This window comes from Mycobacterium fragae, from assembly GCF_002102185.1.
Lineage (GTDB): Bacteria > Actinomycetota > Actinomycetes > Mycobacteriales > Mycobacteriaceae > Mycobacterium > Mycobacterium fragae.
Window position 1 is genome coordinate 102,082 of the sequence record NZ_LQOW01000025.1, and the last position, 20,727, is coordinate 122,808.

A 20,727-nucleotide genomic window follows, 5' to 3' on the forward strand; every position below is an offset into this window, starting at 1 on the left:
AACGAGGGATTTCACAATCCCGAGCTAAGCACCACGCTCACTGAGTGCCGCGCTCGCACTAGGTGCCGGGAGGCAGGCTGGGAGTCGTTGTCGTGCTCGGCGTGGACGTGACGGTGGGGGTGCTGGTGACTGTGACGGTGCTCGTGCTCGTGCTTGTAGACGGCGGCGGCACGGCGGTCGTGGTCGTGATCGTCGTGACGGTAGTTGTCGCCGTAGTGGACGAGGTCGTCGTGGTGGCCGCCGCGGAAATTACACCGCAAGCCACCCGCTTACCCGATTCGTCAGCGGGCATATTGCCGAGGTTGCCCGGGTCCTGGTGAATTATCAGCGCGGTACCCGAGCTATTTCTCAGGTCCGCGGCGGTGAACGAGCTGCTCGTAGTGACGAGTTTCGCCGAGCCGTCCGGGCGCACTTCCAATGACGTCAGGTCGCCGCTGGCGGGGTAACCGGTGTGGCCCGGCGCCTGGTAGTGGCCTCCAGCAGAGTTGAAGTCCCCGGCCGGGCCTCCCGTGGGCGCAACCGAATTGGCCTCGCATTTGCCCACCGAGTGGATATGGAGCCCGTGGAAACCGGGGGTCAGGACTTGGTTGGGACCGGCCTCCACGGTCACCGTCGCGTAGCCGTTCGCGAAATCGAACGTGGCTTTGGCTACCGGAGTCCCGTCGGCGCTCTTCAACTGCGTGGTCATCTTTTGCGCGCCAGGTGGCGCGGAGGTGAGCGGTGACGTATTGGGCTGGGTGCTGTTCTGCTTGGCGCATGCGCCTAACGGTGCGATGGCCGCGGTAAGCACCGCGGCCGCAATGGCTGGGCCCTTTTTCATGGGCGGGGCCTACCCCGATCAGCGAATGCGGAAACGGGTGCGGCCGGCTTCAGGTCGGCTTTCTAGACCAGGCGCCGATTTCAGAGCGGCCGACGAAGACGCTGCCGCAAGCGGCGATGTCGGCGAGGACTCGATCAGCAACAGTGGCGGGATCCACCTCGCCCGGTGCGACGCAACCGAGCCTTTCAAGCTCGGGTAGCAGGGTCACCAGGACATCGGTCGTCAAATGCACCTGTTCGGCGCCGCCCGCGCCGGCGCCGATCGCCGTCTCCATGGCGAGCTTCGGCGCGAGAAGACCAGCGGCGGCGTAGACGGCCGGCAGCTTGGTGCCCATCTCCGGGTCGGCGCCCCCCGCGATGAAACCCTCGACCACAAGGCGGCAGCATTGCTGCCAGCTGGGCACATGCGGAGCAGAGCGTGCGCGCGCCCACTCTGGTTCCTGGAACACGACGATGCCGCCAGGGCCCACGTGCCGCAGCAGGCCGCGCAGCCACACCGCAGGATCGGGTTGGAACATCAGCACATAGCGGCCGACGATCGCATCGAATGGGCGGTCAAAGCTCAATTGCGCCGGGTCGCCCTCGAGGAACGTCACATTGGACACAGCCAGCGAGTCCGCTCGTCGTCGGGCAACCTCGAGCGCGGCGGAAGCGCGATCGACACCGATGACCTCGCCGACGTCACCGACCAATTCAGCGGCCAGGAACGCGACGTCCCCGACTCCGCTGCCGATGTCGAGTACCCGCATCCCGCGTGCGATCCCGGCCGCCGCGAAGAACCGGCGCGTGATCGGCCCGATCAAGCGCGCCTGGATGATCAGCCGATCAAGCTCGCCGTAGGAGTGGCCCAGCACATACCTGCCTGTCGGCGGCTGTGCCCTTCCCTCACCGGCACCAATCCGATCGACCACATCGCGACCGTATTCGGATTGTTCAGCTGCACACAAGGGCGCTGGATGTCCCGCCCCGGTTTGCCGTGCAGACCGCCTATATGTTGAATCGCGTGGTATTGCCAAGTCGCGTGCGCGTGATGCTGAACGGCCTGTCATGGACCATGGTGGTGCCGTTTCTCGCGCTCGTGGCGCTGGCGCTGACGTGGGGTCGTGAGATCGGTTCGGCGCCTGCGGTTTTGGTGGCCGTGTTGCTTGGCGGCGCCGTGCTCGCCGCGGTGGAGCACGCCGAGGTCGTCGCCCACCGCGTGGGCGAGCCGTTCGGGTCGCTGGTGCTCGCCATCGCGGTGACCGTCATCGAGGTGGCCCTGATCGTCACGCTGATGGTGTCGGGTGGTGAGGGCTCGGCCACGCTTGCCCGCGACACCGTGTTCGCCGCCGCGATGATCACGACGACGGGCATCGTCGGAGTGTCTGTGCTGATCGGCTCTCTGCGCTACGGCGTCACGCTGTTCAACGCCGAAGGCAGCGGCGCCGCGCTGGCCACCGTCACCACGCTCGCCACGCTCAGCCTGGTATTGCCGACGTTCACCACCAGCCACCCGGGTCCGGAGTTCACGCCCGGCCAGCTGGCCTTCGCCGCCCTCGCGTCGCTCGGACTGTATGTCGTGTTCGTGTTCACCCAGACCGTGCGCCACCGGGACTTCTTTCTGCCGGTGACCCAGGAGGACGTGGTCATAGACGACGATGAGCACGCGCCGCCGCCGAGCACACGTTCCGCGCTGAGGAGCCTTGCGATGCTGCTGGCCGCGCTGGTCGCGGTCGTGGGCCTGGCCAAGATCGAGTCGCAGCCGATCGAGACCGCGGTTGCGGCGGTCGGATTCCCGCAGTCGTTCGTCGGCGTGGTGATCGCGTTGCTGGTGCTGCTGCCGGAGACGTTGGCCGCGGCGCGCGCGGCGTGGCGCGGGCGCGTCCAGATCAGCCTGAACCTGGCCTACGGCTCGGCGATGGCGAGCATCGGGCTGACCATCCCGGCTCTTGCAGTCGCGTCGGTGTGGCTGCCGGGTCCACTGATTCTTGGCCTCGGAGGCATGCAGCTCGTGCTTCTCACGCTGACCGTCGTGGTCAGCGTGCTTACCGTGGTACCCGGCCGTGCGACCAGGCTGCAGGGCGCAGTTCATCTAGTCCTGTTCGCCGCGTACGTGTTTCTTGCTGTGAATCCTTGACTTCGCCACGCAAGTCGCGGTCACGGGACAGCGTTGTCGGAGGGCGACAATGACCCACCGCGCCGTTGTCCAGTTACAGCAAACACTGCCGCCCTGACCTACGCCACCATGGGATTACCAGTCGAAATCCCAGCTGTGGAGGTGTTTGATGGTCGGCGTCGAGCGAATCGACGAAGGACCCCGATCGGCGATCGTCGTCGGTGCTGGCATCGTCGGATTGTCGACGGCGTGGTTCTTGCAAGAGCGCGGCGTCGAAGTCACGGTGGTGGACCGCACCGGCGTTGCCGCCGGTGCCTCCTGGGGCAACGGCGGATGGATTGCCCCAGGGTTAACCTTTCCCCCGAACTCCCCGGGCGTTCTCCGCCACGGGCTGCGCGCATTGCGCACGCCGAGCGCGCCCTGGCGATCGTCGTGGAGGCGGGCGATGCGGGCCAACGCGGCCCTCAACGAGGATTGCATCGAAGCTTTCGACGTGCTTCTCGCCAATGGGGTCGACGCGCCGGTGACCGACGCACCGATCACCGCGGTGTTTCGGAGCACCGCAGAGGCGGAGCACATGCTATGGCAACTACGCCAACTCGAAAATGCGGGCCAAAAAATGTATGTCACGGCGCTGTCCGGCGAGGCGTTGAGCGAGCAAGTGCCCCTGGCGTCGCCGACCGTCACTGCGGGACTGAACATCAACGGTCAGCGCTTCGTCGACCCGCACCGGTTCGTCGAGGCCCTGGGCCGCAGCGTAGTGGAACGCGGTGCGACTATGCGCAGACTGGAAATCAGCGAGGTCGTTAGCTCGGGCGCCGGTGTCACCCTGCGCGCGCACCGCGAGGCATTGACCGGCGACGTTGCGGTAATCGCCACCGGCGCCCGGTTGTCGGCGCTGGCGGGCCGCTGGCTGTGCGTCCCGGTGCAAGCCAGTTGCGGCTACTCGTTTACGGTGCCCGCGGACCGCCCGATACCGAGCCCTATCTACTTGCCGAGCGCGCGGTTGGCGTGTACGCCCTACCAGGGCGCGGTACGCGTTTCGGGCACAATGGAATTCCGCCACCGGCATGAGCCTGTCCTACCGCAACGGGTAGAGGCCATCATCGCCTCAGCCAGTCCATTGCTGGATGGGATGCGCTGGGCCGAGCACAGCGCTGTATGGATTGGTGCCTACTCGGTCACCTCAGATGGCCGTCCGCTGATCGGTGAGGTGTCACCGGGGATCTATGTGGCAGGCGGGCATGGCATGTGGGGATTGGCGCACGGCCCGGTTACCGGCCGACTGTTGGCCGAACAGATCACCACCGGCAAGCAACCCCAAGCCCTGGCCGAGTTCGATCCGCTGCGCCGCAACGGTCGTAGGTACCCCGATACCCGCGGGCGTAGATCGCAGCGAAATTTCGCCCACTAAGGCGCCCGAGTCGTTTAGGAGCGGTTGCATCGACCCGCTCTGGCGACAACCCACCTGATACGAAAGGACTTTAAGCAAATGACCAGCACCCCACGCTGGATGACGCGGCAGCACTACATCGAGCTGCAGAACGAAAGTTTCGCCCTGCGCTCGCGGCGCAGCATCGAGGTTCCCGACGATTTAATGGATTACGACGCGAGTCTCCTTGCGCGCCACTCAGCGCGACAAGCACGCATCCGTGACATCGAAGATCTGCTGGCCAATGCGATCGTAGATGGGAAACCAGTTGGCGAGCTCATCGCCGAACCGGGCATGGTTTTGACCATTCGCTACGACGACACTGGCGAAACCGAAACATTTCTCCTGGGCAGGGCCGACGTCGAAGACACCGATATCACGGCCTACTCGATGGCGTCGCCGCTGGGCCGGTCGATCGCCGGCGCCAGACCTGGCGACCAGCGCATCTATGCAATCCCACATGAAAGAGGGCGGCTCGTGACGCTGCTAGACGCGGTGCCCTACGGGAGATATGTGGCGAAAAGCCCTGGGCTACAAGCTGCTTACAAGGGCGCAGGGGGATAAATGGAGGAACGAATATGACCAGCACGCAACCCGCCTGGATCTCGCCGTCGGCCTACGAGCGACTACAACGGGAACTGGCCACGCTTCGTGAGTTGTCTGCCGCCGCAGGCGCTGACGTTGATACCGACGAAAACGCGACCGCGGTCCAGCGCTCCTGGCAGACACGGATCCACCAGATTCACGATCTGTTGGTCAATGCTGTCGTCGGCGAGGACCCACCAGACGATGGGGTCGCCGAACCCGGCATGGTTTTGACGGTCCGCTACGACGACACCGGTGAAACCGAAACTTTCCTGCTGGGCGCGCGCGGCGCCGAATACGGCGACATGGAGGTGTACTCCAACCAATTGCCGCTGGGCGCCGCAATCGCGGGCGCACGCCCCGGGGAGCGGCGGACCTACACGCTGCCCAGTGGCGCCAGCCTCACCGTCGTACTGCTCAAAGCCGTGCCATACGGCTTGCACACCGCTGACGCGATTTGATGGCTCGACGTAGGGAACCCGGATAGTCACCAGCACAAGGCAATCAGGAATATTTGTGATGATTTCGACCATTAACGAGCGTTCGCGCACCGACGCCTCCGAACGGCTACCTGCGCGCGATTGTCGTGTTGCGACCGATTACTCCAGCATGTCACTGCGCACCCATTTCCAGCCGGGCGCAACGATTATCCAGGCGTGCGGTGCGGTCGACGCCGGCAATGCCGCCCGGCTGAGCGATTACGTCGACGACGTGGCTAATCCGGGTCGGCCCTTAATCCTCGACCTTCGCGGTGTCGATTTCGTCAGCGGCGACGGCTTCCGCGCGTTGGTCAGGATCGCCGAAAAAGCGCAGCGGACAGGTGTGCGATGGGTGCTGGTACCCAGCGAAGCGGTCGACCGACTCCTGCATATCACCGATAGCAACTACCGGCTGCCTATCGCAGCCTCAGTTGAGGGGGCCCTGTTGCGATTGACATCTTCTGACACTGCATGGTCTCTACCACCTCGCGTCACGCCACCCGAGGAGTCGAGATGCTAAGGGACGCGCACCGGTCTGCGCAGACCATCGCGAATCAGTGGGGATCAGATAAGTCGGCATGTGGCACAGCCGGCCCGAGACCTCCTGCAGCACAACGCGCTACGTCGGTTAGATGGCGTGCGCCATGGGTTGAACGCTGCTGGTAAAGAATCCCGGGAAGAGGAGGTGACCGCAAAATGCTTGACCTGATTGAGCCGGTGGCGTTGGTACTACTCGGCATGGCGGTGTTCTTCCTGATCATGGCAGTCGTATCGCCCGGTTGAGCCCGGAGACAAGTCGTGTCTAAACGCGGCGCAATTCGCGATGTGGCGTAGCGACAAAAACGGGCACTCGTGTTGTCGCGTTATGGCAAGCCGACCGCCGGGATTCATTCCACCATGGAAGTTAGGTCAGCGGTTTCACGCGCGGGGCCCATGACAAACCCTGCGCGAAGAACATCGTTTCCAAAAACGGTAAGGAAGGCAAAGCCACATATGTCCACAACCACTGAACAAACGAGCGCCGCATTAGAACACCGATCGGCAATCGGGACCTTGCGCTTGCGTTTCAAACCCGCACACCGGTCCTGCGGTTTTGTCCAGGGGGCCTGGTGGCCACGATCAACGAGGCTTGCCGCGGAACTTCCGTCACTGCTCGCGGCGCTGTCGCTACGGCTTGGTGTGATTGATCGGGTCCGTTATCACCAAAGCGATTGGTCCTCAGCACCTTCGAGCCTCAAACATCTGGGCGGCGACGTGGTCCTCGACGCCAGCCAAGGCTCGCCAAACGTCATAACAGTGTTCGGTAAGGAGTTCGGAAGACTGGCTCTGTTGGTGGTGCCCCCATACACCAGCCCCAGCGACGCGCACATAGCGATGACAACCGCGGTCAGCGTCGGCGATGCGTCAACGCCCAGCCAATTACTGGGAATCAGTGACCACAGCGACACAAATGGCCACCACAGTCGCATCGCGTTGCAGCGATGGGAATCTGAAGGTGGCGCCCTCCGTGGCCTTGCGCCATCGCGACCACATGCACGCTGGCGACTGGGGGTCGGTGGTGGCAACCCGGGCGGGATGCTCGGACGGCCGCGCAGTGGTGCTCCGCGACGGCGAGCTGCTCGGCATCGTCTCGCCCAGCGACATCAGCCGCGCGGGGGCACTACACGGCCTAGGGGTGCAGTTCGGCACCGGCGCCGTTGCCAGCGCCGAGTCCGCTCGGCCGCGGTCGTCGCTAGGCGAACTCGACCTTGACTAAGCTGGGCAAACCGATCCGGTTAGGGGAGGCGAATAGTGATCACGCTGGACCGCCTCGTCAACGTGCTTGGCGGCTATGGGGTCCGGTTACGGTTTTGCTCGGTTCCCAGGTCAACTGAACTGCGCAGTGTAGTGATCCACGAAGTCGCCCGCGGCCGCTCGGTGGTGGGCGATGTATTGCTGGCGATCGGTGCCGACTCGGTCAGCGAAGCGGTGCAGTGGGCGGCGTCGGCACGTGCCGTTGTGGTGTTGACGCGCGGCGGGGAGGAGCCGATCGCGTTCGACGGTGATTCCGATGCCGGCGCGGTGATGGTGGTCGACGAGACGCTGTCGTGGAGCGAGTTGGCTGCGGTGGTCTACGGGCTGGTGCTGGAAGGCCGAGAGACCGAATCTGGCCGTGGCCCAACGGATTTGTTCGCGCTCGCCGACAGTCTTGCTGACGCAGTCGGCGGCGCCGTCGTCATTCACGATCAGCAGTTGCGGGTGCTGGCGTATTCGAGGTCGCAGCAGCACGCTGATGCGGCTCGGGTGGAGACGATCCTGGGACGACAGACGCCAGAGCAGCTACGGGCATTGTTCGAGGCCCGTGGGGTATTCGCGCACCTGGCGGCGTCCGACGATCCACTGTTTGTCGACGAGGACGCCGAACATGGCGTGACCGGGCGCATGGTGGTGGCGGTGCGCTCGGGACGAGAACTGATGGGGTCGGTGTGGGTGGCGTGTTCGGCGCCGCTCGACGGCACCGCGCGCACCGCCTTGGCCGAGGGCGCCCATACCGTGGCCCTACATTTGCTGCGGTCACGAGCGAGCGCGGACCTGGAGCGTCAGGTCGAATCCGAACTGGTAATCCGGTTGCTTGAGGGCAGCGCCGACGCCGCGACGGCGGTTAGCAGGCTGGGCCTGCCGCGTAGCGAGCTGCGGGTGATCGCGGTGCAAGCGCTCATCGGCACCGACCGCGATGCCGCGCTGCTGTTGGCGTTCGAGCGCGCCACCACCGGTTTCGGGTGGTCTCGGCCGGGCCGCAGCGCGTTGGCCGGCAACACCGTCTACACCTTGATTCCCGCCGAAGAGGCGGCGACGGCGCGGCGCTGGATCACCGGTTTGCGGGCGGCACTGCCTGACCGGGTGACGCTGCTAGCCGGCATCAGTGGGCCCGCCGAGGTGGCGGAGCTGCCGTCCGCCCGCCAGGAGGCAGATGAGTGCCTGGCGCTACAGGAGGCGTCGCCAAGGTCCGCGCCGCCGGCCTACGACGAGGCGTGGGATGACATCCTGCTGCAGCGATTGCGCACCGCGGCGCACTCGGGTCGATCTCCAGACCGGGGACCGGTGGCGGCGCTGCGTCGCCATGACCAGGCCAACGGGACCGAGTACGTGGCGACGCTGCGGGCCTGGCTGGAGGCGCAGGGCGATCCGGTCGAGGCGGGTGAGCATCTCGGGGTGCACGAGAACACTGTGCGTTACCGGCTGCGCAAGATGACCGAGATCACGCCCCTGGCGTTGGACGACGCCAAAAAGCGGCTGGCCATGATGATCGAACTGGCGGCCACCGACACCGATTAACCAGCAGCGTTGTCGAGGCGCGACAAATCCCGGGGGTTTCGTTGTCTGGCTGGGTCAAAGCTCGCAGCGGGCTTACCTACGACTATGGAGTCATAGCGACCGCTACCAGGACTCTTCGATGACTACCCAGCAACCTGACTATTACGCCGAGATCGACACGTTCAGCGTGCGGCTGCCGCGGTGGCGGTTTGTGCGGTTGTTTGGGCGCAACCCCCTGATCCGCCTCAGCGACCGGGTCGAGGCCCTGGTGTTGGTGTTCGCCGTTGCCTTGTCGCTGCTGGCCATCCCGGTCGCCGCCGCCGTGGGCACTGCCGTTTACGACTCCCGCCAGAGCGTTTACGCCGAGCAAGCCCAGAGTCGGCAGATGATCAGCGGGACGGTCATCGACGACAGCCCTACGCAAATCTGGCGGAGCAAGACGATGGCGGTGCGTGCCCGGTGGTTTGCTGCCGGGGCCGAACACACCGGCGCAGTCAAGACGCGTCAGCCGGTCAAATCTGGTGATTCGATCGATATCTGGGTGGACCAGAACGGTTTCCAAGTCGCTCCGCCGACGAGGACCGCCGTGGACGAAGCCGTCGCGGCCGCATTGGCAACGTGGTTAGGCGTGACCGGCGCCGCGATGGCATTGTTCGCCGGCACCCGGACAGTCCTAAACCGCGCCCGCCACACGCGGTGGCAACACGATTTCGACAACCTGGTCAGCGACGGCGAGGGGGGCCGATAAACCGGGCGGCGTTGTCGTACAACAACGCTCGTCGTCGCGGTGAAGCTCGCCCACCGAGGGCCACCAAGTCGTCAGGGGTGGTTGCCTTTTCCGGCCCGCCCCTGACGACACCCAATTCGATACGAAAGGCAACTAGGCGGTGCGCGGGATCATGCGCGTCCGCCGTATATCGCGTTTGAGCAGCAGATCGCGCTCGGATTCCGACAGACCGCCCCAGATCCCGTACGGCTCACCGACTTCCAGCGCATGGGCGCGGCACTGCGCCATCACCGGGCATTGGCGGCAGAACTCCTTGGCCCGTCGCTCACGCTGCAGACGGGCCCGGCCGCGCTCGCCGTCGGGATGGAAGAACACCGACGAATCCACGCCCCGGCATAGGCCCTGCAATTGCCATTCCCAGATATCGGCGTTGGGGCCTGGTAGTTGCTCCGGCTGTGGCATTGAAGTCCCTCTCTACACGCCCATCAGAAGGCCAGTTTCCAAACCGCTAAGTCGTCAACTGATTCGAGCGTGTCAGCGGTGACAACTCGTCGGCACTAAAGGTAGGGGAGCTGACAAATTTCCGTCAACTTGGGTATTTATTGCCGAATGCCCAACTGTGCCTTGAGAATTTACTTCTCGTTCATCGCCGAGATCTATTCGCCTACCGCCCCGGTGCTACCTCGAAGTGGTTCTATCTCGTGATTTGCCTGCTCGCACGGCAGTGGGATGGACGTGGCAAATACCAGTGTCGCCGCAGTGGTTAATATCGGCGTAACGCAGAAACCATGAACATTTAACTAATGCTCACCGTGATTGATATGCGTTGCGAGGCAACGATCGAGACCAACCTTACCGCTGTCGCGTTCGGAGACCAGCCGGGCCGCTGGCCGCTGCCGACGGCACACACACCGCGTCAGCTATGGCTGCGGGCGGTCGCCGGCGGCGGCCAGGGCCGCTACGGCAGCGCGCTTAACGACCTCGCGACCCTGCTGCGGAGTGCGCCGCCCGATCGGCTTGCCTCGCTGGCGCACAGCACACACGGTTCATTCCTGCGTCAGCTGGGCTGGCACACGCTGGCCCGCGGCTGCGATGGCAGGGCATTGGCATTGGCCGGCGCCGACGTTGAGGCCCGGGCCGATGCGCTGATCGGACTGGCTGCCGACGCGCTCGGGATCGGTCGCTTGGCCGCGTCCGCGACACTCCTCGCCCGGGCCGACCGGATACTGGCCACAGCGGCGGTGCATCGACTCTCGGTGCGCCGAGCGTGGGTCGCCGCCGAGTTGGCGATGGCGTCCGGCGATGGGGCGAGCGCCGTCCGGCACGCCGAGGCCGCGGTTGAGTTGGCGGCTGACCCGGGCCAGGTGTCGGCGCGACATGTAGCCAAAAGCGAAATGGTGTTGGCCGCGGCGTTATGCAGCGCCGCTGCCCTCGATCGGGCCAGAGCCGTCGGTGATGCGGCGCTGGAGCTCACGGGCCGCTTGGGGTTGGTGCCGTTGCGCTGGGCGCTGGCTTGCCTGCTCGTCGATATCGGAAGCGCAAACCGCACGGTCGAAGAGCTGAGCGAGATCCGCGACGTGTGCGCCGAAAAAGTGCGCAACGCGGGCGGAAATTGGTGCGAGCGCTAAACGGGTGTCTGCTCAGCGGCGCCCGTGAAAGCCCTCGGTATCCGAGGTCGCCTCGTTCAGCGAGGCGTCGGCGTAGCCGCGGCAGTAGTCCCAGGTGACGTAGGCATCGGGCTCGGGGTCATACGCCGGCTCGTGAGGACGGACTGTGCCGTCGACCAAGAGCTGGAGCAGGTTGGCGCGCAACATATCCCAGTCGTGGTAGTGGTCCTGCTGACATTCGTCGCAACACACCACCAGGCCGCGAATACCCTTGTGCGCCAAGAGAGCTTCGTACACGGCCAGATCGGCCAGGTCGGCCTCGACGGCCATCCGCTCCTGAGGGTCCAGCGGCTGACCGGGCTCGACGGCGTCCAGAGCCGCCGACGGATCGCATGGGTCGTCGGCAAACGGGTCGGGCGGCAATCCCGGCGGGAGGTAGTCGCGCACGGCTCCACATTACGCAGCCTTGCGGGCATCGCGCCAGCGCACAGGTTGCGGCCCACGCGCCGCATGCGGCGCGCGTCGTCGCAGCGTCGGCGTGAGCCGATAGGATGGGCTTCTCACTCCGCATGCGGTTGGAGGGCCTCAGCGATGTCATCCGGCTTGTCCCGCCTTGAAGGCAACGGCGACATGATTGCCACCCTCTACGGGCGCCCGGGTGGCCTCGGCGAGGATGCGGTCCCCACCGGGGGTGACGATCCGCACAAGGTCGCGATGCTGGGATTGACCTTCGACGACGTCCTGCTCCTGCCGGCCGCCTCCGACGTGGTGCCCGCCGCAGCGGACACCTCCAGCCAGCTGACCAAGAAGATCCGCCTCAAGGTGCCGCTGGTCAGCTCCGCGATGGACACCGTCACCGAGTCACGGATGGCGATCGCAATGGCCCGGGCCGGCGGCATGGGCGTGCTGCACCGTAATCTGCCCGTCGACGAACAGGCCGGACAGGTGGAAACGGTGAAGCGGTCGGAGGCCGGTATGGTCACCGACCCGGTCACCTGCCGACCGGACAACACGCTGGCCGAGGTAGACGCGCTGTGCGCCCGGTTCCGCATCTCGGGGCTGCCGGTGGTCGACGACGCGGGCGGGCTGGTGGGCATCATCACCAACCGCGACATGCGCTTCGAAGTCGACCAGTCCAAGCAGGTCGCCGAGGTGATGACCAAAGCCCCGCTGATCACCGCCCAGGAGGGTGTCAGCGCCGACGCGGCGCTGGGCCTGCTGCGCCGGCACAAGATCGAGAAGTTGCCGATCGTCGACGGCCGCGGACGGCTGACCGGGCTGATCACCGTCAAGGACTTCGTCAAGACCGAACAACACCCGCTGGCCACCAAGGACAGCGACGGCCGGCTGTTGGTCGGCGCGGCCGTCGGGGTCGGCGACGACGCCTGGGTTCGGGCCATGTCCCTGGTGGACGCCGGTGCCGACGTGCTGGTCGTGGACACCGCGCACGCGCACAACCGGCTGGTGCTCGACATGGTCGGCAAGCTCAAGGCCGAGGTCGGCGACCGCATCGAGGTCGTCGGCGGCAACGTCGCCACCAGATCGGGCGCCGCGGCGCTGGTCGAGGCCGGCGCCGATGCGGTCAAGGTCGGTGTGGGTCCCGGGTCGATCTGCACCACCCGGGTGGTCGCCGGGGTGGGGGCGCCGCAGATCACCGCGATCCTCGAGGCCGTCGCGGTGTGCGGCCCGGCTGGTGTGCCGGTGATCGCCGACGGCGGGCTGCAGTACTCCGGCGACATCGCCAAGGCGCTGGCCGCGGGCGCGTCGACGACCATGCTGGGATCACTCCTGGCGGGCACCGGCGAGGCGCCCGGTGAGCTGATCTTCGTCAACGGCAAGCAGTACAAGAGCTACCGCGGCATGGGGTCCCTGGCCGCCATGCAGGGTCGCGGTGAAGCGAAGTCGTACTCCAAGGACCGGTACTTCGCCGACGACGCGCTCTCCGAGGACAAGCTGGTGCCCGAGGGCATCGAGGGCCGGGTGCCGTTCCGCGGGCCGTTGTCGTCGGTGATCCATCAGCTCACCGGCGGGCTGCGTGCCGCGATGGGCTACACCGGGTCGCCCACCATCGAGGCGCTGCAGCGGGCGCAATTCGTCCGGATCACGGCGGCGGGTCTCAAGGAAAGCCACCCGCACGACATCACCATGACGGCCGAAGCGCCCAACTACTACGTCCGGTGAGGGAGACGCTTGTGCCTCACCTCAACGCGCCGCTCAGCGCGCCGAGATCGACGTTTTGCAGGTCGCTTCTCGGTCTTTTGCTGCAAAACGTCGATCTCGCAGGGAAACGAGGCTGACCTTTCATGCGTGACATGGTCGAGATCGGCATGGGCCGAACCGCCCGTCGTACCTACGAACTCGACGACATCAACATCGTGCCCTCGCGGCGCACCCGCTCGTCGCAGGACGTGTCGACCACGTGGCAACTCGACGCCTACCGGTTCGAGATCCCCGTTGTGGCCCATCCGACCGATGCGCTGGTGTCACCGGAGTTCGCTGTCGAGCTCGGCCGGCTCGGCGGCCTGGCGGTGCTCAACGGCGAAGGGTTGATCGGCCGCCACGCCGACTATCAGGCCAAGATCGCTCAAGTAGTAGAGGCGGCCGCCAAAGAGCCCGAGCCGTCGGCGGCCATTCGGCTGTTGCAGCAGCTGCATGCCGCCCCGCTGGATTCCGAGCTGCTGGCCGCCGCGGTGGCGCGCATCCGGGAGGCGGGCGTGATCACCGCGGTCCGCGTCAGCCCGCAGAACGCACAGGCGCTCACGCCGGCGTTGGTGGCTGCCGGAATTGACCTGCTGGTCATCCAGGGCACAATCGTGTCCGCTGAGCGGGTTGCCACCGATGGCGAACCGCTGAATCTGAAGACGTTCATCGCGGAGCTTGACGTCCCGGTGGTGGCCGGCGGCGTGCTCGACCATCGCACCGCCCTGCACCTGATGCGCACCGGGGCGGCCGGCGTCATCGTCGGCTACGGGTCCACCAGCGGCGTGACCACCAGCGACGAGGTGCTCGGGATAAGCGTGCCGATGGCCACCGCGATCGCCGACGCCGCAGCCGCGCGCCGCGAATACCTCGACGAAACCGGCGGCCGCTACGTGCACGTGCTCGCCGACGGCGACATCCACACCTCCGGCGACCTGGCCAAGGCGATCGCCTGCGGCGCCGACGCGGTGGTGCTGGGCACGCCCCTCGCCGAAGCCGCCGAGGCGCTCGGCGACGGATGGTTCTGGCCCGCCGCGGCCGCGCACCCGTCGCTGCCGCGCGGTGCTCTGCTGCAAGTCGCCGTCGGGGAGCGGGCCCCGCTGCGGCAGGTGCTGGGCGGCCCGTCCGACGACCCGTTCGGCTCCCTGAACCTGGTCGGCGGGCTGCGCCGGTCGATGGCCAAGGCCGGCTACTGCGACCTCAAGGAATTCCAGAAGGTCGGTCTGACCGTCGGCAGCTGAGCGATAGGCTGGTCCGATGGAACCGGATTACGACGTCCTCATCATCGGGTCGGGTTTCGGGGGCAGCGTCACCGCGTTGCGGCTGACGGAAAAGGGCTATCGCGTCGGAGTGCTCGAGGCCGGCCGCCGCTTCTCCGACGAGGACTTCGCCAAGACTTCGTGGAATCTGCGCAAGTTTCTGTGGGCGCCGAAACTTGGCTGCTACGGCATTCAGCGAATCCACCTGCTGCGCAACGTCATGATCCTGGCCGGCGCGGGTGTCGGCGGCGGATCGCTGAACTACGCCAACACGCTCTACGTGCCGCCACAGCCGTTCTTCGCCGACAGGCAGTGGTCGCACATTACCGACTGGCGCGCCGAGCTGATGCCGCACTACGACCAGGCGCAGCGAATGCTCGGCGTGGTCAAGAACCCGACGTTCACCGACGCCGACCGCATCGTCAAGGAGGTCGCCGAGGAGATGGGCGTCGGCGATACGTTCGTGCCCACCCCGGTCGGGGTGTTCTTCGGCCCGGACGGGCAGAAGGCGCCCGGCAAGACCGTGCCGGACCCGTACTTCGGCGGGGCGGGGCCGGCGCGCACCGGCTGCCGCGAAGTCGGCGAGTGCATGACCGGCTGTCGCCACAACGCCAAGAACACACTGGTCAAGAATTACCTCTACCTCGCGGAATCCGCAGGGGCACAAGTACATCCGATGACTACGGTCACCGGCTTCGAGCAGCGGGCCGACGGCCTCTGGCAGGTACATACCGTGCGCACCGGACGTTGGCTGCGCAGGAAACGGCGCACCTTCACCGCCCAGCATTTGGTGCTGGCGGCCGGGACGTTCAACACCCAGAAGCTGCTGTTCAAGATGCGCGACAAGGGCAAGCTCCCCAAGTTGTCCGAAAAGCTCGGGGTGTTGACCCGCACCAATTCCGAGTCGATCGTCGGCGCCGGAAAGCTCGAAGTCTCACCGGATCTCGACCTCACCCACGGGGTGGCGATCACGTCGTCGATCCACCCGACGTCGGACACCCACATCGAACCGGTTCGCTACGGCAAGGGCTCCAACGCCATGGGGTTGTTGCAGACGTTGATGACCGACGGACCCGGCCCCGAGGGCACCGATGTGCCGCGCTGGAAGCAGCTGTTGCACAACGCCGGCGAGGACCCGCGGGGAACGCTGCGGCTGCTCAATCCCCGGCACTGGAGCGAGCGCACGATGATCGCGCTGGTGATGCAACACTTGGACAACTCGATCACCACGTTCACCAAACGCAGCAGGCTCGGTTTCCGCCGCTACTACAGCAAGCAGGGACACGGTGAACCGAACCCGACCTGGATTCCGGTCGGCAACGAGGTCACGCGCCGTATCGCCAAGAAGATCGACGGCGTGGCGGGCGGAACGTGGGGTGAGCTGTTCAACATCCCGCTGACCGCGCATTTCCTCGGCGGTGCGGTCATCGGCGACAGCCCCGAGCACGGGGTGATCGACCCGTATCAGCGGGTGTACGGATATCCGACCCTGTCGGTGCACGACGGCGCCGCGGTTTCGGCGAATCTCGGTGTCAATCCGTCACTTTCGATCACCGCGCAAGCCGAACGCGCTGCCTCGCTGTGGCCGAACAAGGGCCAGGAGGACCTGCGGCCGCGCCAGGGCGAGCCGTATCGCCGGCTCGACCCGATCGCACCGAAGCAGCCGGTGGTGCCCGCCGACGCTCCCGGGGCGTTGCGGTGGCTGCCGATCGAGCCGGTCAGCTCGGCTGGTTAGCCTGCCGGTGTTTGAAGACAGCACATCGGGGGCAACGCTGAATGCATGTTTTGGCTCGCCTTGGTGTGCTTCATCGTCGGCGCAGTGATGTTTGTGGTTGGACTGGTGCTCTTCGCGAACGGCGCCGGGGTGGCGCCGACCGACCGCGTGGCGGGTGATCCCACCGGATTCAAGCGGGCCACGTCACGGGTGGAGTGGGGGGACGTGTTTCGCCGCATGCCACGAAGCCCCAAAGTCATGATGAATCAGCAGGCCCCGCGCAGCGACAAGTTGATGGCGTTGGGGTCGTTGTGTGTGCTGGCCGCTGTGTTGGCGTGGTTTGCCGCGATCCTTGCCGTGATCACCGGGCTCGTGTGATTTCCTGATCAGCTCGGCTGGCTGACCGGAAACCTCTTGGATGCGACGGCGCGCCGGTGTACCGGCTCCCGCCCTGGCGGCTGCGACGGCGGCGGTAGCAGCGGCTCGCGAACCCGTACGGCAACCGTCGTCGGCTCCTCCGTACTCAGCTTCAGCTCTTCGCCGGCGTGGCGGATCGTCAGCTCACCGTCGGGCCCGTCGCGCAGGGTGTAGGTGACGTCGTCGTGGGTGGCGCAGACGGTCAACCGGTATTCCTGCCACATCAACCGAAACCGCAGGCACGCGAAGGAATCCGGCAGATGCGGGTCGAGCGACAGGATGCCCTCGTCGTCGCGCAGGCCACCGAAACCGGCCACCAGCGCGGTCCACGCTCCGGCCAGCGACGCCATGTGCAAGCCGTCGCGAGTGTTGGCGTGCAGGTCGCGCAGGTCGATCAGCGCCGCCTCATAGGTGTAGTCGTGGGCCAGCTCCATGTGCCCGACCTCGGCGCACATCACCGCTTGGGTGCACGCCGACAGCGACGAGTCACGCACCATGCGCCGCTCGTAGTAGTCGACGTTGCGGGCCTTCTGTTCGGGGGTGAACGCATGACTTTGCCACTGCATTGCCAACACCAGGTCGGCCTGCTTGATCACCTGAGAGGGGTAGAGCCGCACGTAGGGCTCGTGCAGCAACAGCGGATAGGTGGTGTTTTTGTCGAAGTCCCACTCCGCATAGGTGGTGAAGCCTTCGTTCTGCTGGTGCACCCCCAGCTCTTCGTCGTATGGGATGTGAGCCGCGTTGGCCGCATCGCGCCACGCGGCGGTCTCCTCGGTGCTGACACCCATCGCGTGAGCCTTTTCCGGATGGCGGGCGCACGCCTCGGCGGCCACTCGCAGATTGTGCGCCGCCATCAAATTCGTGAACACGTTGTCGCGGACGATCGCGGTGTATTCGTCAGGCCCGGTGACGCCGTCGAGGTGCCAGACGCCGTGGCGGTCGTGGTGTCCGAGCGAATGCCACAGCCGGGCGGTTTCGATGAGCACCTCAAGCCCGCAGTCCTCTTCGAGCGACTCGTCGCCGGTGACGATGCGATACCGCTCGAACGCCATCGCGATGTCGGCGTTGATGTGGAAAGCTGCCGTGCCGGCCGGCCAATAGCCTGAGCACTCCTGGCCGCGGATCGTCCGCCAGGGAAATGCCGCCCCTTCCAGACCCAGTTCGGCGGCCCGGTCCTTGGCCAGGTCGAGCGTCGACGCCCGCCACCGCAGCGCATCGGCCGCCGCATGCGGCGCGGTGTAGGTGAGGACGGGCAACACGTATCCCTCGGTGTCCCAAAAGACGTGGCCGTCGTAACCGGTGCCGGTCAGTCCCTTGCTGGCGATCCCGCGTCGTTCGGCGCGCGCGCTCGCCTGCAGCAGGTGGAAGAGCCCGAACCGCACCGCCTGTTGGACAACCGGATCGCCTTCGACTTCGACATCTGCGGCGTCCCAGAATTTGTCGAGGTATTCGCGCTGGGCATCCAACAGGCCCTGCCATCCGCTGTAGCGGGCACCGGTCAGCGCGCCGGCGGCCTGATCGCGCAGGGCGGGACGGGAGCGCAGGCTCGACCATCCGTAGGCCAGATACTTCACGATCCGCAGCTTCTGCCCGGGGCGCAGTCCGCAGATCACCGTGGTGCGGGCCAAGTCGGGACGCGCCTCGGTGTTGACCTCGACCCGCCCCGGGACCTCGATCTCATGGTCCATCACGGCGGACATCATCAGTCCGCTGGCCCGGGTGCGGTGCATCAGCATGGCTCGGTTTTCGGTCGTCTCGTGGTCGACGGCCTCCAGCGGCTTGTCCAAGACGGCCGACACCCGTGGATCCTTGGAGATCTCTGGCTGGTCCTCGTTGGTGACGAGCTCGGATTGCACGGTGATCCGGACGAATTCGTCGAGTGCCTCCACCACGTACTCGATGGCGGCAACGCTGCGCTGCGACAACGACACCAACCGAGTCGACTCGATTTTCACCTGCTTGCCGGCGGGCGAACGCCAGTGCGCGTGGCGGACCAGTGTTCCGGCGCGCAGGTCGAGGATGCGCTCATGGTGGATCAGCTCGCCGTAGCGGACATCGAACAGCTCGTCATCGACCATGAGGCGCAACAGCTTGCCGTTGGAGACGTCGACGACGGTCTGGCCGGCTTCCGGATAGCCGAAACCGGCTTCCGCATACGGCAGCGGCCGGACTTCGTAGAACGAGTTGAGGTATGTGCCGGGTAGGCCGTGCGGCTCACCCTCGTCGAAGTTGCCGCGCAGTCCGATGTGTCCGTTGGACAGGGCGAACAGCGACTCCGATTGGGCCAACAGGTTCAAGTCGAGGCGGGTTTCGCGCACCTGCCAGGGTTCGACGGGGAAGGCCTCTTCAGTGATCATGTTGGCGTCCTAGAGCAGTTCGGCGAGATCGGTGACGACCACGTCGGCGCCATTGCGCCGCAGATCCTCGGCTTGGCCGACCCGGTCGACGCCGACCACGAATCCGAAGTTTCCGGCCCGACCGGCCTCGACACCGGACAGCGCGTCCTCGAAGACCGCCGCCGCGCCCGCGTCGACCTTGAGCAGTTGCGCCGCCCGCAGAAACGAGTCGGGCGCCGGCTTGCCCGCGATGTGTTCCTCTCGCAGCGTCACGCCGTCCACCCGTTGTTGGATGAATCGGTCCAGGCCGGTGATCTCCAGCACGTCGCGGGTGTTGGCGCTGGAGGACACCACCGCCGTGGCAAGACCTGCGGCGGCAACCTTTTCCAGGTAGCGCCGAGACCCGTCGAAAACCTCGACACCGTCGCGGTGCAGCGTCTCCTGGAACGCGTCGTTTTTGCGGTTGCCCAGGCCGTACACGGTCTCGGCGTCCGGCGGATCGTCGGGGCTGCCCTCTGGCAGTTCGATGCCGCGGCTGGCCAGAAACGACCGGACCCCGTCTTCGCGTTTCTTGCCGTCCACATATTGCCGGTAGTCGCTGGCCGGGTCGAAGGGGACGAATTTCTCGCCGGTGCGCTCGGCCCGTTTTTGGAGAAAGTCGTCGAACATGGCCTTCCAGGCCTTGGTGTGGACGCTTGCGGTGTCGGTGAGCACACCGTCGAGATCAAACAGACAGGCATGCACCGTCTCGGGCAGACCCAGCACAGCGGACCTCGCTTTCAGGGGTCGTTCGGGCGTGACCAGTTACCACTTCACCATGTCCGCTGCCGGGGTGACGGTATTTTCCCGCCGCTGTGACGATTCGGCTACGCCGGGCTCTTGAGTGCCTGCAACGGCGCGCCGCTGATCACTCGGCTGCGTTGGCCGTGCACGTCGACGGGCACGTCGCCCATCACCGTAACCCGGTGCATGAGCCGACGCTGGTCGTCGTAGTCGTCGATGGCCCGATGCTGGGTTGCGCGGTTGTCCCAAATGGCAACATCGCCTGCCTCCCAGTTCCAGCGGATGGTGTTCTCGGGCTGGGTGATTCGCCGCTGCAGCAGCTCGAGCAGCACGTGGGACTCGTAGTCGTCGAGACCGATGAAACCGCGCACGAAATACCCGGCCACCAGCGTGCGTTCACCGGTCTCAGGGTGCACCCGCACTACCGGATGTTCGGTGCGGAAGTCCGGTTTTTCGAACGTCGCCCGATGCGCTTTTTGCCCGTCGGTCTCCGGCCGAGATACGACCACATAGTCGTAGCGGTTGCTGTGCAACGCCCAGAGATTCTCGGCGAGGTGCTTGAACGGCTCCGGCAACTCCTGGTAGCCCGCCGCGGTGGACGCCCACAGCGTCGATCCGCCATAGCTCGGCAGGCTGACCGCGCGCAGGATCGACGCGGCGGGATAGTTCGCGACGAACGTGACGTCGGTGTGCCAGCGGTTGGCCGAGCCGTATTCGGAGTCGATCGGCGTGATGATCGGCGCGTCGTCCTGCTGGATGGTCGGGTGAGCGATCGGAGTGCCAAGCAGTTTGGCGAAGGCGTGCTGGGCGGCATCGTCGAGGTGGTACTGGCCCCGGAAGAAGATCACCTTGTGGCGCAGCAGCGCGCTGCGGATCTCGGCGACCGTGTCCGGGTCGAGCTGCCCGGAAAGCCGCACGCCATCGATGCGTGCGCCGATACGGCTGCCCAATTTCGTGACAGCCAGTTGCGTCGTGGTCATG

General features: G+C 66.0%; 19 protein-coding genes and 2 pseudogenes. 14 read left to right on the plus strand and 7 right to left on the minus strand.

Annotated elements, in window-relative coordinates:
• Positions 1 to 58 precede the first annotated feature (58 nt).
• Together AWC06_RS13690 and AWC06_RS13695 are read right to left on the minus strand one after the other, a co-directional pair.
• Complete coding sequence (locus tag AWC06_RS13690) at positions 59 to 820, minus strand: superoxide dismutase family protein (RefSeq protein WP_085198397.1); 762 nt, start codon at positions 818 to 820, stop codon at positions 59 to 61.
• A 49-nt stretch (positions 821 to 869) separates the two neighbouring features.
• Complete coding sequence (locus AWC06_RS13695; protein WP_169715353.1) at positions 870 to 1,730, minus strand: class I SAM-dependent methyltransferase; 861 nt, start codon at positions 1,728 to 1,730, stop codon at positions 870 to 872.
• A gap of 119 nt (positions 1,731 to 1,849) precedes the next feature.
• Here AWC06_RS13695 and AWC06_RS13700 point away from each other — a divergent pair, with 119 nt between their 5' ends.
• The 9 genes and pseudogenes from AWC06_RS13700 (at position 1,850) to AWC06_RS13735 (ending at position 9,452) form a co-directional block, all read left to right on the plus strand.
• Positions 1,850 to 2,935, plus strand: a complete 1,086-nt coding sequence (locus tag AWC06_RS13700) for a calcium:cation antiporter (RefSeq protein WP_085198657.1) — start codon at positions 1,850 to 1,852, stop codon at positions 2,933 to 2,935.
• A 148-nt stretch (positions 2,936 to 3,083) separates the two neighbouring features.
• On the plus strand, positions 3,084 to 4,328 hold the full coding sequence (locus AWC06_RS13705; protein ID WP_085198402.1) for an NAD(P)/FAD-dependent oxidoreductase: 1,245 nt from the start codon (positions 3,084 to 3,086) through the stop codon (positions 4,326 to 4,328).
• A 99-nt stretch (positions 4,329 to 4,427) separates the two neighbouring features.
• Positions 4,428 to 4,910 carry a GreA/GreB family elongation factor gene (locus AWC06_RS13710; RefSeq protein ID WP_227370973.1) on the plus strand — a complete coding sequence of 161 codons (483 nt, stop codon included), beginning with the start codon at positions 4,428 to 4,430 and terminating at the stop codon, positions 4,908 to 4,910.
• A 14-nt stretch (positions 4,911 to 4,924) separates the two neighbouring features.
• The gene (locus AWC06_RS13715; protein ID WP_085198407.1) at positions 4,925 to 5,392 is read left to right on the plus strand and encodes a GreA/GreB family elongation factor; all 468 of its coding nucleotides are present in this window, start codon (positions 4,925 to 4,927) and stop codon (positions 5,390 to 5,392) included.
• Between the two features lie 58 nt (positions 5,393 to 5,450).
• On the plus strand, positions 5,451 to 5,930 hold the full coding sequence (locus tag AWC06_RS13720; protein ID WP_085198410.1) for an STAS domain-containing protein: 480 nt from the start codon (positions 5,451 to 5,453) through the stop codon (positions 5,928 to 5,930).
• A 473-nt stretch (positions 5,931 to 6,403) separates the two neighbouring features.
• Positions 6,404 to 6,784: pseudogene (locus tag AWC06_RS23660) on the plus strand (DUF5994 family protein); the annotation flags it as partial.
• A 133-nt stretch (positions 6,785 to 6,917) separates the two neighbouring features.
• Positions 6,918 to 7,166: a CBS domain-containing protein gene (locus tag AWC06_RS23025; protein WP_139820054.1), complete on the plus strand. Its 249-nt coding sequence runs from the start codon at positions 6,918 to 6,920 to the stop codon at positions 7,164 to 7,166.
• A gap of 35 nt (positions 7,167 to 7,201) precedes the next feature.
• Positions 7,202 to 8,725 carry a PucR family transcriptional regulator gene (locus AWC06_RS13730; RefSeq protein ID WP_085198413.1) on the plus strand — a complete coding sequence of 508 codons (1,524 nt, stop codon included), beginning with the start codon at positions 7,202 to 7,204 and terminating at the stop codon, positions 8,723 to 8,725.
• Between the two features lie 118 nt (positions 8,726 to 8,843).
• Positions 8,844 to 9,452, plus strand: a complete 609-nt coding sequence (locus tag AWC06_RS13735) for an Rv1733c family protein (RefSeq protein ID WP_085198416.1) — start codon at positions 8,844 to 8,846, stop codon at positions 9,450 to 9,452.
• Between the two features lie 132 nt (positions 9,453 to 9,584).
• Here AWC06_RS13735 and AWC06_RS13740 read toward each other — a convergent pair whose 3' ends face one another.
• Complete coding sequence (locus AWC06_RS13740) at positions 9,585 to 9,893, minus strand: WhiB family transcriptional regulator (RefSeq protein ID WP_085198418.1); 309 nt, start codon at positions 9,891 to 9,893, stop codon at positions 9,585 to 9,587.
• Between the two features lie 341 nt (positions 9,894 to 10,234).
• On the opposite strand from AWC06_RS13740, the gene AWC06_RS13745 reads away from it, so the two are divergent.
• Complete coding sequence (locus AWC06_RS13745; protein ID WP_085198421.1) at positions 10,235 to 11,059, plus strand: hypothetical protein; 825 nt, start codon at positions 10,235 to 10,237, stop codon at positions 11,057 to 11,059.
• A 12-nt stretch (positions 11,060 to 11,071) separates the two neighbouring features.
• Here the strand turns inward: AWC06_RS13745 and AWC06_RS13750 are convergent, their stop codons facing one another.
• The gene (locus AWC06_RS13750; protein ID WP_045384891.1) at positions 11,072 to 11,485 is read right to left on the minus strand and encodes a DUF5319 domain-containing protein; all 414 of its coding nucleotides are present in this window, start codon (positions 11,483 to 11,485) and stop codon (positions 11,072 to 11,074) included.
• A gap of 144 nt (positions 11,486 to 11,629) precedes the next feature.
• On the opposite strand from AWC06_RS13750, the gene guaB reads away from it, so the two are divergent.
• The 4 genes from guaB (at position 11,630) to AWC06_RS13770 (ending at position 16,588) form a co-directional block, all read left to right on the plus strand.
• Positions 11,630 to 13,219 (plus strand): IMP dehydrogenase, encoded by a 1,590-nt coding sequence (gene guaB, locus AWC06_RS13755; RefSeq protein ID WP_085198424.1) that lies wholly within the window; start codon positions 11,630 to 11,632, stop codon positions 13,217 to 13,219.
• Between the two features lie 131 nt (positions 13,220 to 13,350).
• A complete protein-coding gene (locus tag AWC06_RS13760; protein WP_211281969.1) occupies positions 13,351 to 14,478 on the plus strand; it encodes a GuaB3 family IMP dehydrogenase-related protein in 1,128 nt (375 codons plus the stop codon).
• A 16-nt stretch (positions 14,479 to 14,494) separates the two neighbouring features.
• Positions 14,495 to 16,231: a GMC oxidoreductase gene (locus AWC06_RS13765; protein ID WP_085198430.1), complete on the plus strand. Its 1,737-nt coding sequence runs from the start codon at positions 14,495 to 14,497 to the stop codon at positions 16,229 to 16,231.
• Between the two features lie 45 nt (positions 16,232 to 16,276).
• Positions 16,277 to 16,588: a hypothetical protein gene (locus tag AWC06_RS13770; RefSeq protein ID WP_085198433.1), complete on the plus strand. Its 312-nt coding sequence runs from the start codon at positions 16,277 to 16,279 to the stop codon at positions 16,586 to 16,588.
• Between the two features lie 8 nt (positions 16,589 to 16,596).
• Here AWC06_RS13770 and AWC06_RS13775 read toward each other — a convergent pair whose 3' ends face one another.
• The 3 genes and pseudogenes from AWC06_RS13775 to AWC06_RS13785 all read right to left on the minus strand — a co-directional run bounded on the left by AWC06_RS13775 (position 16,597) and on the right by AWC06_RS13785 (position 20,726).
• Positions 16,597 to 18,984 (minus strand): glycoside hydrolase family 65 protein, encoded by a 2,388-nt coding sequence (locus tag AWC06_RS13775; RefSeq protein WP_085198435.1) that lies wholly within the window; start codon positions 18,982 to 18,984, stop codon positions 16,597 to 16,599.
• Positions 18,985 to 18,993: 9 nt separating this feature from the next.
• Positions 18,994 to 19,769, minus strand: a pseudogene (locus tag AWC06_RS13780) (beta-phosphoglucomutase family hydrolase); the annotation flags it as partial.
• A gap of 60 nt (positions 19,770 to 19,829) precedes the next feature.
• Entirely contained in the window at positions 19,830 to 20,726 is an 897-nt protein-coding gene (locus AWC06_RS13785) for a TauD/TfdA dioxygenase family protein (protein ID WP_085198439.1), read from the minus strand.
• Between the last annotated feature and the right edge of the window lies 1 nt (position 20,727).

Excerpts from the sequence above, each read along its gene's own strand:
- AWC06_RS13690 (WP_085198397.1), bottom strand. The coding sequence starts at position 820 with ATGAAAAAGGGCCCAGCCATTGCGGCCGCGGTGCTTACCGCGGCCATC.
- AWC06_RS13700 (WP_085198657.1), top strand. The coding sequence starts at position 1,850 with ATGCTGAACGGCCTGTCATGGACCATGGTGGTGCCGTTTCTCGCGCTC.
- AWC06_RS13705 (WP_085198402.1), top strand. The coding sequence starts at position 3,084 with ATGGTCGGCGTCGAGCGAATCGACGAAGGACCCCGATCGGCGATCGTC.
- AWC06_RS13710 (WP_227370973.1), top strand. The coding sequence starts at position 4,428 with ATGACGCGGCAGCACTACATCGAGCTGCAGAACGAAAGTTTCGCCCTG.
- AWC06_RS13715 (WP_085198407.1), top strand. The coding sequence starts at position 4,925 with ATGACCAGCACGCAACCCGCCTGGATCTCGCCGTCGGCCTACGAGCGA.
- AWC06_RS13720 (WP_085198410.1), top strand. The coding sequence starts at position 5,451 with ATGATTTCGACCATTAACGAGCGTTCGCGCACCGACGCCTCCGAACGG.
- AWC06_RS13735 (WP_085198416.1), top strand. The coding sequence starts at position 8,844 with ATGACTACCCAGCAACCTGACTATTACGCCGAGATCGACACGTTCAGC.
- AWC06_RS13740 (WP_085198418.1), bottom strand. The coding sequence starts at position 9,893 with ATGCCACAGCCGGAGCAACTACCAGGCCCCAACGCCGATATCTGGGAA.
- AWC06_RS13745 (WP_085198421.1), top strand. The coding sequence starts at position 10,235 with ATGCTCACCGTGATTGATATGCGTTGCGAGGCAACGATCGAGACCAAC.
- guaB (WP_085198424.1), top strand. The coding sequence starts at position 11,630 with ATGTCATCCGGCTTGTCCCGCCTTGAAGGCAACGGCGACATGATTGCC.
- AWC06_RS13760 (WP_211281969.1), top strand. The coding sequence starts at position 13,351 with ATGGTCGAGATCGGCATGGGCCGAACCGCCCGTCGTACCTACGAACTC.
- AWC06_RS13765 (WP_085198430.1), top strand. The coding sequence starts at position 14,495 with ATGGAACCGGATTACGACGTCCTCATCATCGGGTCGGGTTTCGGGGGC.
- AWC06_RS13770 (WP_085198433.1), top strand. The coding sequence starts at position 16,277 with ATGTTTTGGCTCGCCTTGGTGTGCTTCATCGTCGGCGCAGTGATGTTT.
- AWC06_RS13775 (WP_085198435.1), bottom strand. The coding sequence starts at position 18,984 with ATGATCACTGAAGAGGCCTTCCCCGTCGAACCCTGGCAGGTGCGCGAA.
- AWC06_RS13785 (WP_085198439.1), bottom strand. The coding sequence starts at position 20,726 with ATGACCACGACGCAACTGGCTGTCACGAAATTGGGCAGCCGTATCGGC.